The sequence below is a fragment of the Paracoccus binzhouensis genome, assembly GCF_016446475.1.
GTDB lineage: Bacteria > Pseudomonadota > Alphaproteobacteria > Rhodobacterales > Rhodobacteraceae > Paracoccus > Paracoccus binzhouensis.
On sequence record NZ_JAEHFP010000097.1, the window covers coordinates 1 to 16,378 of the forward strand.

Consider the following 16,378-nt stretch of genomic DNA (forward strand, 5'->3'; position numbering starts at 1 on the left):
CGCAGCAGCGGCGCGAGCCCGGCGATCCCGGCCGCCAGGTCGTGGAACTCGGCCGCCGCCGCGTCGAAGTCCCGCCCGGTCGGCCGCGCCGCCAGCCGATCGTCCAGGCCCGAGACCTCGGCCCGGTGCAGGCCCAGGAAGCCGCGCAGCGCGCGAGGATCGCCCTGCCCTTCCAGCCGCCGGATGCCCCAGCGCGCCAGCCGCATCGCCTCGAGGTCGGCGCCGGCGCGAGCCTCCATCAGGTCGCGGCCGATCTCCTCGCGCCGCAGCGGCGTGCCCTGCGCCCAAAGCATCGCCTCGACCTCGATCAGCGCCAGCCGCCGGTTGGCGCCGGCCCGCGCCTCGGGCTCCAGCGCCGCGACCGCGCCGTCGAGCCGCCCCAGCGCAAAGCCCGCCCGCGCCAGTTCCGGCGCCAGCCCGCCCTGCGCGGAAAGCCAGTCCCGGGTATCAAAAAGCTGGTGCGCGGCCCGATTTTCGTGATAACCTGGCTTGGAAGCGGAGGACATGTTTCCCGACCTGCGAAAGCATCTATCCGCAGAATATCCCGAAAATGCGGATCACCGGAACCCCCGGATTCAGCCCTCGGGCGCGATCACCGTCAGCCTTGGAAAATAGCTCCGATAGCGCCCGGAATCGCGGGTCAGCAACCGATAGCCGCGGATGGCGGCATGGGCGCCGATGTAGAAATCAGGCAGGGGCGAGCGCCGCGCACCGCCCCGCCGGCGATAGGCCAGATAGGCCTTCCCGGCGAGAAACCCGGCCGGCCAGGGCAACGGTTCGCGGTGGAACACGTCCTCGGGCAGCAGCGCCTCCAGCGTCTCGACGCGGCTATGCGCCACCGACAGCTCGGCATAGATCAGCGGGTTGATCACCAGCCGCGCCCCCTGCCCCAGCCTGGCCAGCGCCTGCATCGACCAGTCGGCCCAGTGCGGATCGTTGGTCGAGATGTCGATGAGGATGTTGGAATCGACCAGGACCGGCGTCATGCGCTGACCCTCATGCGCGGGTCAGCGCCATGATCTCGTCGGTGGAAAGCCCGGTATCGGCGCTGCCGCGCAGCCCGGCCAGCGCCGCGCCCAGCCGGCGGTCGCGGAGCCGCGGCCCCTGCCCGGCGGCGATGACGCGCACCACGCCATCCTCGCCGATCAGGAACTCGACCTCGGTGCCCGGCTGGAAGCCCGCGAAGTCGCGGACATCCTGCGGGATGGTGACCTGACCCTTGGTGGTGATGCGCATGCGATTCTCCTTGGTAATACTCAAGGTAATACCACACCGCGCCCCGGTCAAGCCAAGCGCCGAGGCCTTCCCCGCGGGGAAGGTCAGTGACGGTCAGTCCAGGCCCTCCAGCATCGCCCGCACCGCCGCCTCCAGCCGGCGCCGGTCCACGGCCGAGAAATCCCGGGCCAGGCGGATCTCCAGCCGACCATTGGCGGCGGTGCATTTGGCGCTGCCCTGCGGCCGCTCGATCTGGAAAGTGATGCGGGCCTTCCCCGCGGGGACGGTCGGACCGGCGCTGCGGGGCGGTGCGACCTCGGCCTCGTCGCCGCCCTGCCCCGCATAGCGCCGCAGGATGTCCAGCTCGTCCTTGACCGAGCGCGTGTCCCAGTCCTTGAGCTCGGCGCGGATCGCGGCGGCGATGCCCGGCACATCGTCCAGCCGCTGCGCCAGCGCCAGCCCCAGCGCCCGCGGGATCTCGGCGGCATACATCAGCGTCTCGCCAAGCGCCTCGACCAGGCGGATGAAGCTGCGGATATAGCTGCGCTTCTGGTAGCCCGCCGACTTGAACAGGATCGCCACCGCCTTTTCGGGGTCGTGCTCATCGGTCAGCGGATCCATGGCATAATGCAGCGCCAGCTGCGCCATCTCGGCAAAGGAGATGTCCTTGCGCACCAGGTTCTCGTCCACCATGCGCCGATAGAGCCGCTCCAACTCGTCGCCGCGCGCGGCGATGCCGGCCGGGATGCGCCCCCATTTCTCGGCATCGCCGGTCTCCTCCAGCAATTGGCGATAGGCCGACAGCCGGCGCCAGCCCTGGATCAGCTCGTAGCGCCCCTCGCCCGCCGGCTCGACCCGGATCGGGTTGGACAGGCCGATGTCGCGGATCGATTCCACCAGCTCGGCCAGCTCGTAATCCGGGCCCGGCGCGCGGTCGCGGATCAGCTTGCGCGTATCGATGGCGTCGAGCGGGATCATGTCGGTGATCAGCCCGGCGCGCTTCAGCCGCACATGTTCCTGGGCCAGCGCGTCGTTCTCGGCCCGGATCTGCGCCTCGATGCGGGCGCGGTCGCGGGTCGACTCGGCGGTCTCGACGATGGCCGTGGCCATGGGCCCGCGGCGATGCTCCCTGTCCTCCTTCCCCGCGGGGAAGGTTTCCGGCGTCTCGGCGGCCGGATCCTCCGGCATGTCGATCTCGAATACCCGGCGTTTCCTGCTCATGCCTCACCCTCCAGCTTGTCCCAGGCCGCGGTGAGGCGCGACTTGAACTCCTCATAGGCCTGGTCGAAGGTCGCCCTGGCCCGCCGCCAGGTGCCGCGCGTCATCTCGCGGTAGTCGATCTCGTAGATCGAGCTGAGGAAGCGGCCGGATTGCTCGACCGCCCGGGTCAGCTCGATCGGGTGCTCCGCCATGTGCTGGCCGAAGACCTGCTGGAAGGCGCCATACATGGCCTGGTGCAGCTCGTTCGAGGGCTCGTAGCGCGTCATCAGGAAGCGGATATCGGCGAAGGCCTTGGGCAGGCGGATCTTCCCCGTGGGGAAGTGCTCGAATCCATGCGCCAGGTCCTCCAGCGCCTCGGAGAGCTGGCCGATGAAGCTGGTGGTCGAATCGTATTCCCAATAGCCGGGGCCCGAGGGGATATAGAGCATGTCGGCGGCAAAGACCGCGTTCATCGACTGATAGCCGATGGCCGGCGGGCAGTCGAACAGGATCAGGTCATAGGCATCGTCGGCCAGGCTGTCGAGAAAGCGCGACACCGCACCGAAGAAGGTCCATTCCGGGTTCAGGTGCCGGTATTGCGCGCTGGCGAACTCGACGAAGGCGGCGTTGGCGCAACTGGGGATGATGTCGATGGTGGACCAGGCGGTCGGCTTGATGAAGTCGGCCGGGCGCAGCGTGCCCAGGCCCATGTCGCGGATCGAGGCCGGCAGCTTGCGCTGGGGCAGGGCGGTGCCGCTTTCCGCGCCGCGGGCGGCGGCGTTCATGCGGTCGGTCTCGCGCTCGAGGTCGCGGGCCATGATGCCCCACACGGTATGATCCTCGCCGACATCGGTCAGGCCCATGCTGTGCGACAGCGTCGCCTGCGGGTCGAAATCCACCACCAGGATGCGATAGCCGTCCAGCGCCGCGGCATGGGCGAAATGCAGCGCCACCGTCGACTTGCCGGCGCCGCCCTTGAAATTGGCGATGGCGGCGCGGAAGGCGCGCTTGCCCTCGGGCCGCCAGGGCATCAGCGACTTGCGGTTGATGCGGATGCGACGGCGCAGCTCGTTCACCTCGTCGAGCGAGAACCAGCGCTGGCGGCCGTCCTCCTCGACTTCCCCGAGGGGAAGGTTCGGGTCGGCGGCCAGCTTGCCGCGGAAGGTGGACTGGTTGATGCGGAAGATCAGCTCGGCCACCTCCCAGCTGGAGAAGCGGCGCAGGGTCTTCTCGTTGGCCGGGCTGAAGGTCTGGCGCCGGATCCAGCCCTGCATCTTCAGCGATTGCGCCTGCAGCTTGGCGAGGTCTTCATGCGTGTACATAGGATGCCTGTATTTATAGGACGCAGATTTTCTTCTGTTTCGCTTTTACGCCGGATTTGCCTTTTTGGCAAAACCCGTTTTCAATGAGCTCGTGGAAGCCGGGAAATGGCGGATTTCCAGGGCGATACGCAGCGAATCGGCAGCGGCGATTCGCTGCCGGAACCCCGGAACGCCAATCCCGGATTGGGGGACGCCCGAGCCGGAAGCGGGACCGATTGGGGGACAAAGCCTGACAATAGGGTGTCATGCAGAACGTCCCCCTATACCATTGATACCGTTTTTTCTTTAAAGATCGGGGCTGAAAATCCGGGCTGCGGGCAAAGCGCTTGACAGAATCGGAAATCAGGACGCAAATACGACACAGATGGCGAAAAGCGTTTCAGACGGCAGCAGATCGTCGCAGCCATTCGGGGTCACCGTCGGAAAGCCGGGACTCTTCAGGCAGTGAAGAAGGCAGCCGGCCAGAGCCGGGCAGGAGCAGTTATGCAGGTGATCCGCGCCGTCGGTCGAGAGGCCGCGGCAAAGAAATACGATTTGCTCAGCGCGATGATGGCGCATGGGCTTGCCGGCGACAAGCATCGCCAGCGGCTCATCTTGCGGCTCATGGCCTTGATCACCACCAGATATAACTGGCAGCGCGACGAACTGACCATCGGCCAGCGCGAGATCGCGCGGCTATGGTGCGTGGACGAGCGCACCGTCAAGCGCGAGATGGCCAAACTGCGGGCGCTCGGCTGGATTGAGATCAAGCAGCAGGGCGCCCGCGGCCGGGTCTCGGTGCTGAGCCTCAACCTGGAGCGTATCCTGCTGGATACCAAACGCGAATGGGACAATATCGGCCCGGACTTCGTTGCGCGGATCGGCGGCGCCCAGCCCGAGCCGGCCGGCAATGTCGTGCCGCTGCACCGGCCCGAGCCGGTGCCGGCGCAGGGCGTCTGGGCCGAGGCGCGGGCCCGGCTGGCCGAGGAGGACCGGGCGCTGTTCGATGCCTGGTTCGCCGGGCTCGCCGAAGCGGGCGTCGCGGATGGCTGCCTGACCCTGTTCGCGCCGACGCGCTTCCATGCCACCTATGTGCAAACCCATCTGCTGGACCGGCTGCGCATCGCCGTACAGCGCTGCGACGGGCGGATTGCCAAGGTGCGCGTGCTGGGGCCGTGATCTCTGTCGATAATAATAGATAATATATCCATCTTATCGGAAGGGTCTGTCGCTTTTATAGATACCCCCTGGAACCAGGCTCAGGGAGGTCATCCATGCCCCAGCACGCGCCGCAGCGCCCCGCGCAGGAAATCTATAATCTTCCATTGATGGATCTGCTGTTTCAGGCCCAGACCGTGCATCGGGCGCATTTCGACCCGAATCTGGTGCAATGCTCGAAGCTGCTGTCGATCAAGACCGGCGGCTGTCCCGAGGATTGCGCCTATTGCTCGCAATCGGCGCGCAACGGCTCGGAACTGTCGGCCTCGAAGCTGGTCGAGGTGCAGAAGGTTCTGGCCGAGGCCAGGCGCGCCAAGGAAGCCGGCGCCACGCGCTATTGCATGGGCGCCGCCTGGCGCTCGCCCAAGGAACGCGACATGCCGGCCGTGCTGGCGATGATTCGCGGCGTCAAGGCGCTGGGGATGGAGACCTGCATGACGCTGGGCATGCTGGACGCGGACCAGGCGCTGCGGCTGAAGGACGCGGGGCTGGACTATTACAACCACAATATCGACACTTCGGAACGCTATTATTCCGAGATCATCACCACGCGCACTTTCCAGGACCGGCTGGACACGCTGGACCGGGTACAGGCGGCGGGGATCAATGTCTGCGCCGGCGGCATCGTCGGCATGGGCGAGACGGCCGAGGACCGCATTTCCATGCTGGAGACGCTGGCCGGGCTGGAAATGCCGCCGCAATCGGTGCCGATCAACATGCTGATGCCGATGGCGGGCACGCCCTTGGCCGATGTGCCGAAGCTGGACCCGATCGAGATGGTCCGCACCATCGCCACGGCGCGCATCCTGATGCCGACCTCTTACGTGCGGCTGTCGGCCGGGCGGTCGGAGATGAGCGACGAGATGCAGGCCATGTGCTTCTTTGCCGGCGCCAATTCGATCTTCGTCGGCGACACGCTGCTGACCGCCGACAACCCCGGAGAGGACAAGGACGCAGTGCTGTTCGCCAGGCTCGGGCTGCGGGCCGAGGTGCTGGAGGCATCGCAGGAGGGCTGCGCGGCATGAGCTTTCCTCGGCACGCGGCGGCGCTGGAGGCGCTGGCGCAGCGCGGCCGGCTACGGCGGCGAGCGCCGGCCGCTGACGCGGATTTCGCCTCGAACGACTATCTGGGGCTGGCGGGGTCGGAGCTGCTGGCGCGGGCGGCGCGGGACGCGCTGGCGCGCGGCGTGCCGGTCGGGGCAGGGGGGTCGCGGCTGCTGCGCGGCAACCATGCCGAGCATGAGGCGCTGGAGTCCGAGGCGGCGGCGTTCTTCGGCGCCGAGGCCGCCTTGTATATGGGCGGCGGGTTCCAGGCCAACCAGGCGATCTTTGCCGCGCTGCCGATGCAGGGCGATCTGGTGCTGCATGACGCGCTGGTCCATGCCAGCGCGCATGAGGGGATGCGGCTGGGCCGGGCGGAATGTCGCGGCTTTGCCCATAACGACACGGGCGATGCGGCGCGGGTGATCGCGGACTGGCGCGACGCCGGCGGGCGCGGCCGGGTCTGGATCGCGGTCGAGAGCGTCTATTCGATGGAGGGCGATCTGGCGCCGCTGGAGGCGCTCGCGGCATTGGCGGCGCGCGAGGATGCGGTGCTGGTGGTGGACGAGGCGCATGCGACCGGTGTTTTCGGCCCGCAGGGCAGGGGGCTGGCGCATGGGCTGGCCTGTCCGCTGGTGACGCTGCATACCGGCGGCAAGGGGCTGGGCGGCTCGGGCGCGCTGGTCTGCGCCGACCGGACGCTGGTCGAGACGCTGGTGAACAAGGCGCGGCCGTTCATCTATGCCACCGCGCCCTCGCCTTTGTCGGCGGCGGTGCTGCGCGGCGCCTTGCGGGCGCTGGCGGACGTGCCGGCGCTGGTCGAGGGCGCGCGGGCGCGCATGGCGCTGGCGGCCGAGGCGGCGCGGGGTTGCGGCATTGCGGCGCAAAGCCAGATCGTGCCGGTGCTCGTCGGCGAGGATCATCGGGCGCTGGCGATGGCGGCGGATTTGCAGGCGCAGGGCTTCGACATCCGCGCCATCCGGCCGCCGACCGTGCCGAAGGGGACGGCGCGGCTGCGGGTCTCGGTCACTGGCAATGTCGGGGCTGGGGATATCGCGGCGCTGTTTCAGGCCATCGCGGCGCTGGAAAGGGCGGCGGCATGAGCGCGGTGGTGGTCGCCGGCACCGATACCGGCATCGGCAAGACCGTGTTCAGCGCCGGGCTGGCCCGCGCGCTTGGCGCGACCTATTGGAAGCCGGTGCAATCCGGGCTGGAGGAGGAGACCGACAGCGAGATCGTGGCGCGGCTTTCCGGGCGGCCGGTGCTGCCCGAGGCGTATCGGCTGCGCCTGCCGGCCTCGCCGCATCTGGCGGCCGAGCGCGAGGGGGTGGCGATCGATCCGGCGCGGCTGGCCTTGCCCCCGGTGGCGCCGCTGGTGGTCGAGGGGGCGGGCGGGCTGATGGTGCCGCTGACCCGGCACCTGCTTTATCTGCAGGTGATCGCCGGCTGGGGGGCGCCGGTGGTGCTGTGCTGCCGCACCGCGCTTGGCACCATCAACCATGCGCTTCTGTCGCTGGCCGCGCTGCGGGCCGCCGGCTGCCGGGTGGCGGGCGTGGCCTTCATCGGCGCGGAGGCCGAGGACAGCCGCCGGGCGATCTGCGAGATCGGCGCGGTGCGCGACCTGGGCCGGCTGCCGGTGCTGGAGCGGGTGACGGCCGGGGCACTGGCCGATGCCTTCGCCGGCATCGACATCGACGCGATCCGGGGGGCGTTGTGATGTGCGACCTGGATTTCGACCGCCGGCATCTGTGGCATCCCTATAGCTCGATGCGTGCGCCGGGGCCGGTGCATGAGGTCGCGGCGGCCGAGGGGGTCTGGCTCACGCTGGCGGACGGGGGGCGGATGATCGACGCCATGTCGTCCTGGTGGGCGGCGGCGCATGGCCATCGCCATCCGCGGCTGGTCGCGGCGATGCAGGCGCAGCTTGGCCGTCTGCCGCATGTGATGTTCGGCGGGCTGACGCATGGGCCGGCCGTGGGGCTGGCGCGACGGCTGGTCGGGATGCTGCCGGCGGGACTGGATCGCGTCTTTTACAGCGACAGCGGCTCGGTCGCAGTCGAGGTGGCGCTGAAGATGGCAGTGCAGGCGCAGCTTGGGCTGGGGCAGGCGGGGCGGGTGGCTTTCGCCTCGGCCCGCGGCGGCTATTACGGCGATACCTGGAAGGCGATGAGCCTCTGCGATCCCGAAACCGGCATGCACCGCCACTTCGGCGCCGCCTTGCAGGTGCAGCATTTCGTGCCGCGCCCGCCCATTCCTTTCGGCGCGGAATGGGACGAGGACCCGGCGCGGAACGGGCTTGCCGCGGTCGAGGCGCTGTTTGCCGAGAAGGCGCATGAGATCGCCGGCTTCATCGTCGAGCCGGTGGTGCAGGGCGCGGGCGGCATGTGGTTCTATCACCCGCGCTGGCTGGCCGGGGTCCGGGATCTGTGCGACCGGCATGGCGTGCTGCTGATCCTGGACGAGATCGCCACCGGCTTCGGCCGCACCGGCACGCTGTTCGCCATGCAGCGCGCCGGGGTGGTGCCGGATATCCTGTGCCTGGGCAAGGCGCTGACCGGGGGGATGATGAGCTTTGCCGCCACCGTCGCGTCAGGCCGGGTGGCCGAGGCGATTGCGGACGGGCCGGCGCCGGTCCTGATGCACGGCCCGACCTTCATGGGCAATCCGCTGGCCTGCGCCGCGGCCTGCGCGAGCCTCGATCTGCTCGCGGAAGGCGCGTGGCAGGCGCAGGTCGCGGGGATCGAGGCGGGGTTGCGCCACGGCCTTGCCCCGGCGCGCGGGCTGCCGGGCGTGCGCGACGTGCGGGTACTGGGCGCCATCGGGGTGATCGAGACGCAGGCGCCGGTCGATATGGCGCGCGTGCACGGCTTTTGCCGCGAGAGCGGGGTCTGGCTGCGGCCCTTCGGGCGGCTGCTTTACTGCATGCCGCCCTTTGTCGCCCGGCCCGAGGAGGTGGCGCGCATCTGCGCTGTCATGGTCGAGATCGCGGGGTGGCCGGCATGAGGGCGGAATGGCTGAAGCGCACGGGCGCCGGGGAGCTGATCGTGGTGCTGACCGGCTGGGCGGTCGGCTCCGCGCCGCTGCGGCATCTGGCCGGGCCGGCGGATGTGCTGGTGCTGTCGGACTACCGCGACCTGACGCCGCCGGACTGGCCCCAGGGCTATGCGGCGATGGACCTGGTCGCCTGGTCCTTCGGCGTGGCGGCCGCCTGCCACTTGCCGGACCTGCGGGGCTTTCGCCGCAAGGTGGCGGTCTGCGGCTCCTGGGCGCCTTGCGACGACGACCTGGGCATCCCGCGCGATCTGATGCGGGCCACGGCTGAGAACCTGTCCGAAGCCTCGCTGCGGCAATTCGCGCGGCGGGCGGGTTGCCCTATGGCGCCGGGCGGCGATCCGGCGGCGCTTCGCGACGAATTGCGGGCGGTGATGGGCCGGGAAAGCGGGCGGGATCCGGGCTTCGACCGCATCTGGCTGGGCGCCGCCGACCGCATCTTTCCGCTGGAGAACCTGCGCCGCGCCTGGCGGGGCGGGCCGGTCGAGCTGCTGGATCGCGGCCATAATCCCTTTGCGCAATGGCGCGGCTGGTCCGAGGTGCTGGCATGAACGCGCTGGCCGGGCGGGTGGCGCGGTCTTTCGCGCGCGGCATGCGGACCTATGACGGCGCGGCGCTGGCGCAGCGCCGGATCGCGGCGCGGCTGTTCGCGGCATACCGCCGCGCCGCGCCGGGGCATTGCCCGGCGAGGGTACTGGAGGCCGGCCATGGCTCGGGCCTTCTGACCCGGCACCTGTTGGGGCTGCGGCCCAAGCGGCTGTGGCTGAACGATCTGGCGGCGCCGGAACTGCCGGGCGTGGCGGCGGACTACCTGCCGGGCGACATCGCCGCGGTGGCGCTGCCAAAGGGGGTGGATCTGGCCGCCTCGGCCTCGATGATCCAATGGGTCGAGGATCCGGCGCGGGTCGTGGGCCGGCTGTGCCAGGCGGTGGCGCCGGGCGGCTGGCTGGCGCTCTCGGGTTTCGCGCCGGGGCATTTCCCCGAGTTGCGGGCCCTGGGCAGCCGGGCGGCGGCGCCGTCCTACCTGACCGGGGCGGCGATGGCGGCGCTGCTGCCGCCGGGCTGGCGGGTCCGGGGCACGGGGGAATGGCGGATCGCGCTGCATTTCCCCGGCGCGCTGGAGGCGCTGCGGCATCTGCGCGCCACCGGGGTCAATGGCTGCGCCGGGCAGATCCGCTCGCCCGGCGCGCTGCGCGATTTCATGGCGCGATACGAGGCGCGCCACGGCGGCCCGCGGGGCGTGACCCTGACCTATGTCGCAAGCTGGCTGGTGGCCGAGAACCGCGCCTAGCCGTGGATGGCGAAGGCGTCGCGCTGCCGGTCGCCGCTGGCGGGGGCCGGGCGGCGGCCGATCCAGCGCACATGGCGCGCCAGCGTGGCGCAGGCCACGTCCACCTCGCCCTTGCGCAGCGCGGCCAGGATGGCGCGGTGGTCGTGATCGGTCCGCGTCTCCCAGTTCGACTGCCAGGCGGCGAAGAGGAAGCGCGCGCTGGCGGCATGCAGGTCGTCGATGGCGGCCAGCAGCCGCGGCATGGCGCAGGGGGTCAGGATCAGCTTGTGGAAGCGGCGGTTCGCCGCCTCCCAGCTGCGCACGTCGCGCGAGGCGTCGCCGGCCTTGGTCGCCTCTTCGGCGGCATGCAGGATCGTCGGCGTCAGGTGCGGCGCGGCATGGCGCAGCGCCAGTTCCTCGAGCGCGGCGCGCATCTCGGCCACCTCCTTGACCTCGGGCAGGTCGAAGGCGGCGACGCGCACGCCGCGGCGCGGCTCGCTGATCGCCAGGCCCTGGGCTTCGAGCCGGCGGAAGGCCTCGCGCACCGGGACGTGGCTGGCGCCGAATTCCTCGGCGATATGGTCCTGGCGCAGCCGCTCGCCCGGGCCGATCTCGCCCGATACGATCCGGTCGGCCAGCACGCGGCTGATGCGGACCGCCAGGGTTTCTTCCGATCCTGCGCTCATGGCGGCATGGATAAGCCGGGGCACGGGGATTGTCGATAAGGCTTCGGGGCCGTTTCAGGGTAGCCGCCATTGCGCCAGCGGCACATGCCGGCCCAGGCCCTGCAGGCTGTCGATCAGCGTAAGCTCGTCCACTCGCCAATGCACGGGCGGCACGGCGATGCCCTCGGGCGGCAAGGGCTTGCCATAGGCCAGCGTCACATGCGGCGTGACCCGGTGCTTGGGTACTCCGAGCCCGGCCCCCACCAGCCGCCGCCAAAGCGTCTGGCACAGCGCGTCGGGGGCGGGGCTTTCCTGCCGGCCGACCAGCACCAGCGGCCGGTCGCGGCGGCGCGGCGGGCCGAAGGTGGTCAGCTGGTCCAGCACCAGGTCGAAGGCGGGGAAATCCAGCCCGTCCAGCGGCCGGCCGAGCGCCTCGACCATCCCGGGCGCCAGCTGCGGGCTGCGGATCACCGGCAGGATGGTCATGTGCAGCGTCGCGCGGCGGAAGCGGTCGCGGCGGTTCGCGAGCCGCCAGGCATCCTCGATCCGCGCCGCCACGCCGGGCGGCGGGATGGCGACGAAAAGCAGGAAATGCTCGCGGGGAATGTCCTGCGGCCTTTCCTGCGTTTGCGGGGCGTCGGTCATCGCGGCCTCCCATGGCTGCCGCCATGCTAGGCCAGATCGCGGCGGTGGTCAGCCCGGTTCCGCGATCAGGATCACGTGCAGGAAGCCGGGGCCGTGCGCGCCGCGCACATAGCTGCCCTCGATATCGGTGGTGCCGCTGGGGCCGGTGATGAGGATGGCGTTGCGCGGCGCGGCCTCGGCCGAAAGGCGGGCGGCGTAATCCTCGAGATGCGGCAGGAGCGTGGCTTCGCGCAGCAGGACGACATGGTGCAGCGGCAGGAAGGCCATGAGGATTGGATTGTCCGGTCCCGAATGGATGACCAGCGAGCCGCTTTCGGCGATGCCGTGCAGCGCCAGGCCTAGGGCGGCGGGCTCGTCCGGGGCGGTGCCCGGATGCGGGGCAAGGCCGGACCAGTCCAGCGCCGCCAGTTCCGGCGCGGGCTGCATGGCGAAGCGGGGCGGCAGGCCGTGGGCGTCGAGATAGCGGGCCATGGCCCGCGGCACCTCGGCCATGCTGCCGATGCGGTCGATGCTGGTGCCAAGCGCCGCGGCCTTCTGCGCGAAGGCGTCGGGCAGGCCCGGCGCGGCCAGGCGCGGGCGGGCGGCGTCGGGATCGTCGAGCAGGGCGGCGGCCTCGGCCGCGATCTGCGCCGGCGGCTTGCCGGGGCCGAGGGTGGCGCGGATGGCCGAAAGGATGCGGTCGCGGGCGGTCATTTGCGGGCCTTCTGCTGGGCGCGGTATTGGTCCATGAAGCTGCGGGCCGCCGGGCGCGGCAGGTCGCGATGGTCGGTCCAGCCCCCGGCCAGCGGCAGGCGCGCGATCCAGCCGCCCTTGCCGAACAGCCGCATCAGCGGCAGGCCGATGCGGGTGGCGAGGCGATAGAGCCGGGGGCGGCGGGCGACTTGCGCCCAGATCCCGATGCCGGCGCGGAGCGATCCGGGCTCCAGCCCCTCGCGCCAGCTGCGGCGGCGCCAGGCGCGCAGAAGCGTCGGCAGCGGGATGCCGACCGGGCAGACCTCGGCGCAGCGGCCGTTCATGGTGCAGGCATTGGGCAGGTCGCGCGAGGCGGCGAGCCCGTCCAGCACCGGCGTCAACACCGCGCCCATCGGGCCGGGATAGGTGCCGCCATAGGCATGGCCGCCGATCTGGCGATAGACGACGCAATGGTTCATGCAGGCGCCGCAGCGGATGCAGCGCAGCATCTCGCGGAACTCGTCGGCCAGCATCCGGCTGCGGCCGTTGTCGACCAGGACGATATGCATCTCCTCGGGGCCGTCGGCATCGCCGGGGCGGCGGGGGCCGGCATGGAAGGTGGTGTATTGCGTCATCTCGCCGCCCGTGGCGGACCGCACCAGCAGGCGCAAAAGCGCGAAGGCATGCGCGGTCGAGGGCACAAGCTTTTCGATCCCCGCGGTCACGATATGGATGCGCGGCGGCGTGGTGGTCAGCTCGGCATTGCCCTCGTTCGTGACCGTGCAGGTGGCGCCGGTATCGGCGACCAGGAAATTCGCGCCGGATATGCCGATATCGGCGGACAGGAACTTTTCGCGCAGCACCCGGCGGGCGCTTTGCACCATGGTCGCCGGATCCTCGGCGGCGGGGGGCGGCTGGTGGCCGGCCTTGAAGAGTTCCGCCACCTGTTCGCGGGTGCGGTGCATGGCGGGCCAGATGATATGCGAGGGGGCCTCGCCCGCCAGCTGGATGATATGTTCGGCCAGGTCGGTCTCGACCCGCTCGATCCCGGCATCGGCCAGGGCGTGCGGCAGGCCGATCTCCTCGCCCAGCATGGATTTGGCACGGGTCACGAGCTTCGCATCCGCGGCCAGGCAGATGCGGGTGACGATGGCTCGGGCCTCGGCATCGTCGGCAGCCCAGTGGACCTGCGCGCCGCGGGCGGTGGCGTTTCGTTCGAACAGTTCCAGGTAGTGGCCCAGATGGGCGATGACATGGTCCTTGATCGCCCGGCCGCGGGCGCGGGCGGTCTCGAATTCCGGGAAGGCGGCGAGGGCGGCGGCGCGCTTGCGCTCGGCATTGCCGGTGGTGCGGTCGATGGCGATCTTCAGCACCGGGTCGGCCAGGGCCGCCCTGGCACGGTTCTTGAAGGGAGCCTTGAAGGGCGCGGTCATGGCGCGTCCTCGCCGATGGCGGGGCCCTCGGCGCGGCCGGCCAGCACCTCGACGGTGTGGAAGCAGCGGGTCTTTGCGCCGCGGCGGTTGAGCTTGCCGGCCATGTTCATCAGGCAGCCCAGATCGCCGGCCAGCAGCAGCTCGGCGCCGGTCTCCTCGATGGCCTCGGCCTTTTCGGTGACGATGGCGTTCGAGATCTCGGAATATTTCACGCAGAAGGTGCCGCCGAAGCCGCAGCAGACATCGTTGCCGGGCAGGCCGCGCATTTCCAGCCCCTCGACATGGGAAAGCAGCGCGCGCGGCTGGGCGGCGACGCCAAGCTCGCGCAGGCCCGAGCAGCTGTCGTGATAGGTGGCGGAGGCATTGAGCCTCCGCCCCGCGGGCGCGTAGCCCATGACATCGGCCAGAAAGCTGGTGATCTCATGGGTTTTCGCGGCCATGGCCCTGGCGCGGGCGGCCCAGTCCGGGTCGCTCGCCAGCAGTTCCGGGTAGCCATGCACCATGGTCGCCGCGCAGGAACCCGAGGGCAGGACGACATGGTCGTAGCCCTCGAATGCCGCGATGGTCTGGCGGGCCAGATGCGCCGCATCGCGGTCGTCGCCGCTGTTCAGCGCCGGCTGGCCGCAGCAGGTCTGGGCCTGCGGCACCTCGACCACGCAGCCCGCCTCTTCGAGAAGCTGGAGGGTTGCGAAGCCGATCTGCGGGCGGATGGCATCGACAAGGCAGGTCACGAACAGACCGACCGTCGGTTTTGGCTCTCCGGGCATGGTTTCCTCACTGGGCGGGGGTGATGGGGGCGGCCATCTCGGGCACCATCTCGGTGAAGGGATGCACATAGGCCTGCGCCATGATCAGGCAGCCGACCAGCGCCGCCAGCGCCACCGAATGGAAGAACACGAAGCGCAGGATCGAGCCCTCGTGCCCATACCACTTGGTCGCGGTCGAGGCGACGACGATGGACTGCGCGTCGATCATCTTGCCCATCACCCCGCCCGAGGAGTTGGCCGCGGCCATCAGCACCGGGTTCAGGTTCAGCTGCTGCGCGGTGACCTTCTGCAAGCCGCCGAACAGCACGTTCGAGGCGGTGTCCGAGCCGGTGACGGCGACGCCGAGCCAGCCCAGCAGGGTGCCGAAGAACGGATAGAGCCAGCCGGTATTGGCGAAGGCCAGGCCCATGGTCGCGTCCAGCCCCGAATAGCGGGTGACGTAACCCAGCGCCAGCATGCAGGCGATGGTGATCAGCGAGAAGCGGATCATCCAGAAGGTCCTGCCATACATGCGCAGCAGGCCCGCCGGGCTGTAGCCCAGCATCAGCCCCGAGACGACGGCCGAAAGCAGGATGCCGGTCCCGGTCATCGACAGGATGTTGAAGTTGAAGATCGCGGCCTCGGCATGCGGTTCGGGCGCGACCGGCGGCACCTTCTGGACCAGCCCGTCCAGGCCCGCGACCGGGATCTTGGCGCTGAAGATGCCGTCGAGCAGCACCTTGATCTGCGGCACGCCCCAGAGGAAGACGAAGACCGACAGGATGATCCAGGGCATCCAGGCCTTCAGCACCGAGCGGCCGGCGGCGGCCTCGTCCTTGCCGTTCCGCGCCTCGTCCTTGACGTCGTCCGAGGACCAGTCGCGCGGCGCTTCGGTGATCGGGTTCTTCGGGCGCCAGATGCGCAGGAAGCCGGCGAGGCAGGCCATCGAGGACAGCGCCGCGACGATGTCCACCAGCCAGGGGCCGTGGAAGTTCGAGACCAGGTATTGCGGGATGGCGAAGGAGGCGCCCGCGACCAGCAGCGCCGGCCAGACCTCGATCATGCGGCGGAAGCCGACGAAGGCCCAGATCAGCCAGAAGGGCACGATGACCGAGAAGAAGGGCAGCTGGCGGCCGATCATGGCCGAAAGCTCCATCAGGTCCAGCCCGGTCACAGCCGAAAGCGCGATCACCGGCGTCCCCAGCGCGCCATAGGCCACCGGCGCCGTGTTGGCGATCAGCGACAGGCCCGCGGCCGAAAGCGGCGAGAAGCCCAGCCCCATCAGCATGGCGGCGGTCACCGCGACCGGGGTGCCGAAGCCCGCCGCCCCCTCGAAGAAGGCGCCGAAGCTGAAGGCGATGAACAGAAGCTGCATCCGCCGGTCGTCCGAGATGTTGCGGATCGAGTGCCGCAGCACGTCGAATTCGCCCTTCTCGTTGGTGAGCTGGTAGAGGAAGATGACGTTGAGGATGATCCAGCCGATCGGCATCAGGCCGAAGGCGGCGCCATAGACGGCGGACATGCCGGCAAGGCCGACCGGCATGCCGAAGCCGATGATCGCCACGGCCAGCGCGGCGATCAGGCCCAGCATGGCGGCGACATGGGCGCGGATCTCGAAGATGCCGATCGCGCCCAGCAGGACCAGCACGGGAATGGCGGCGGCGATGGTCGACAGGACCATGTTGCCGAAGGGGTCGTATATCTGTGACCAGATCATGGATTATTCCTTGTCATGGCAGCCCTGTCAGCGCGGCGCGGCCGGACCGCTGGCAGGACTGTCTTGATGAAGCGTTGCGGATGCGGCGCCGGCATGCCGGGCGCGGCGGGACTGCATGGTTCTGTCGCAAATGACACGGTAGGCTGGAATCGGCGTTCTACTGGACAGACTTATGCCGCGAGTTCCGCGAAGGTCTGAAACGGCG

The 16,378-nt window shown here is 69.9% G+C and carries 17 protein-coding genes and 1 pseudogene; 7 read left to right on the forward strand and 11 right to left on the reverse strand.

From position 1 onward, the window contains the following. The 5 genes and pseudogenes from I9P22_RS18265 to I9P22_RS18285 all read right to left on the reverse strand — a co-directional run. A pseudogene (locus I9P22_RS18265) lies at nucleotides 1–506 on the reverse strand (hypothetical protein); the annotation flags it as partial. 69 nt (nucleotides 507–575) lie between these two features. Beyond that, nucleotides 576–986, reverse strand: a complete 411-nt coding sequence (locus I9P22_RS18270; RefSeq protein WP_199260923.1) for a type II toxin-antitoxin system VapC family toxin — start codon at nucleotides 984–986, stop codon at nucleotides 576–578. A 10-nt stretch (nucleotides 987–996) separates the two neighbouring features. Then, nucleotides 997–1,236: an AbrB/MazE/SpoVT family DNA-binding domain-containing protein gene (locus I9P22_RS18275; RefSeq protein ID WP_199260925.1), complete on the reverse strand. Its 240-nt coding sequence runs from the start codon at nucleotides 1,234–1,236 to the stop codon at nucleotides 997–999. Nucleotides 1,237–1,329: 93 nt separating this feature from the next. Further along, nucleotides 1,330–2,436, reverse strand: a complete 1,107-nt coding sequence (locus I9P22_RS18280; RefSeq protein ID WP_199260927.1) for a ParB/RepB/Spo0J family partition protein — start codon at nucleotides 2,434–2,436, stop codon at nucleotides 1,330–1,332. After that, complete coding sequence (locus I9P22_RS18285; protein ID WP_199260929.1) at nucleotides 2,433–3,737, reverse strand: AAA family ATPase; 1,305 nt, start codon at nucleotides 3,735–3,737, stop codon at nucleotides 2,433–2,435. The genes I9P22_RS18280 and I9P22_RS18285 overlap by 4 nt, the downstream gene beginning before the upstream one ends. A 483-nt stretch (nucleotides 3,738–4,220) precedes the next feature. Here I9P22_RS18285 and I9P22_RS18290 point away from each other — a divergent pair, with 483 nt between their 5' ends. From I9P22_RS18290 to I9P22_RS18320, 7 genes are all read left to right on the forward strand, one after another. Then, nucleotides 4,221–4,895, forward strand: coding sequence for a DnaA N-terminal domain-containing protein (locus tag I9P22_RS18290; RefSeq protein ID WP_199260931.1), 675 nt, complete (start codon nucleotides 4,221–4,223; stop codon nucleotides 4,893–4,895). A gap of 95 nt (nucleotides 4,896–4,990) precedes the next feature. Beyond that, entirely contained in the window at nucleotides 4,991–5,959 is a 969-nt protein-coding gene (gene bioB, locus I9P22_RS18295; RefSeq protein ID WP_199260933.1) for a biotin synthase BioB, read from the forward strand. Continuing rightward, complete coding sequence (locus I9P22_RS18300; protein ID WP_199260935.1) at nucleotides 5,956–7,077, forward strand: aminotransferase class I/II-fold pyridoxal phosphate-dependent enzyme; 1,122 nt, start codon at nucleotides 5,956–5,958, stop codon at nucleotides 7,075–7,077. The genes bioB and I9P22_RS18300 overlap by 4 nt, the downstream gene beginning before the upstream one ends. After that, nucleotides 7,074–7,691, forward strand: a complete 618-nt coding sequence (bioD, locus tag I9P22_RS18305) for a dethiobiotin synthase (RefSeq protein WP_199260937.1) — start codon at nucleotides 7,074–7,076, stop codon at nucleotides 7,689–7,691. Before I9P22_RS18300 ends, bioD begins: the two co-directional genes overlap by 4 nt. After that, nucleotides 7,691–8,977, forward strand: coding sequence for an adenosylmethionine--8-amino-7-oxononanoate transaminase (gene bioA / locus I9P22_RS18310; protein WP_199260939.1), 1,287 nt, complete (start codon nucleotides 7,691–7,693; stop codon nucleotides 8,975–8,977). Before bioD ends, bioA begins: the two co-directional genes overlap by 1 nt. Further along, nucleotides 8,974–9,576: a pimeloyl-ACP methyl esterase BioG family protein gene (locus I9P22_RS18315; protein ID WP_199260940.1), complete on the forward strand. Its 603-nt coding sequence runs from the start codon at nucleotides 8,974–8,976 to the stop codon at nucleotides 9,574–9,576. The genes bioA and I9P22_RS18315 overlap by 4 nt, the downstream gene beginning before the upstream one ends. Further along, a complete protein-coding gene (locus I9P22_RS18320) occupies nucleotides 9,573–10,316 on the forward strand; it encodes a methyltransferase domain-containing protein (RefSeq protein WP_199260941.1) in 744 nt (247 codons plus the stop codon). Before I9P22_RS18315 ends, I9P22_RS18320 begins: the two co-directional genes overlap by 4 nt. Here I9P22_RS18320 and I9P22_RS18325 read toward each other — a convergent pair. Genes I9P22_RS18325 through I9P22_RS18350 form a run of 6 tightly spaced genes read right to left on the reverse strand, consistent with a single transcriptional unit; the run spans nucleotide 10,313 to nucleotide 16,173 of the window. Further along, nucleotides 10,313–10,981, reverse strand: a complete 669-nt coding sequence (locus tag I9P22_RS18325; RefSeq protein ID WP_199260942.1) for a GntR family transcriptional regulator — start codon at nucleotides 10,979–10,981, stop codon at nucleotides 10,313–10,315. The genes I9P22_RS18320 and I9P22_RS18325 overlap by 4 nt on opposite strands. Nucleotides 10,982–11,035: 54 nt before the next feature. Beyond that, nucleotides 11,036–11,605 carry a 2'-5' RNA ligase family protein gene (locus tag I9P22_RS18330; RefSeq protein ID WP_199260943.1) on the reverse strand — a complete coding sequence of 190 codons (570 nt, stop codon included), beginning with the start codon at nucleotides 11,603–11,605 and terminating at the stop codon, nucleotides 11,036–11,038. A gap of 48 nt (nucleotides 11,606–11,653) precedes the next feature. Continuing rightward, entirely contained in the window at nucleotides 11,654–12,298 is a 645-nt protein-coding gene (locus I9P22_RS18335) for a LutC/YkgG family protein (RefSeq protein WP_199260944.1), read from the reverse strand. Next, nucleotides 12,295–13,710 (reverse strand): lactate utilization protein B, encoded by a 1,416-nt coding sequence (locus I9P22_RS18340; protein ID WP_199260945.1) that lies wholly within the window; start codon nucleotides 13,708–13,710, stop codon nucleotides 12,295–12,297. The genes I9P22_RS18335 and I9P22_RS18340 overlap by 4 nt, the downstream gene beginning before the upstream one ends. After that, a complete protein-coding gene (locus I9P22_RS18345; protein WP_199260947.1) occupies nucleotides 13,707–14,477 on the reverse strand; it encodes a (Fe-S)-binding protein in 771 nt (256 codons plus the stop codon). The genes I9P22_RS18340 and I9P22_RS18345 overlap by 4 nt, the downstream gene beginning before the upstream one ends. 7 nt (nucleotides 14,478–14,484) lie before the next feature. Then, nucleotides 14,485–16,173, reverse strand: a complete 1,689-nt coding sequence (locus I9P22_RS18350; RefSeq protein ID WP_199260949.1) for an L-lactate permease — start codon at nucleotides 16,171–16,173, stop codon at nucleotides 14,485–14,487. Nucleotides 16,174–16,378: the final 205 nt, after the last annotated feature.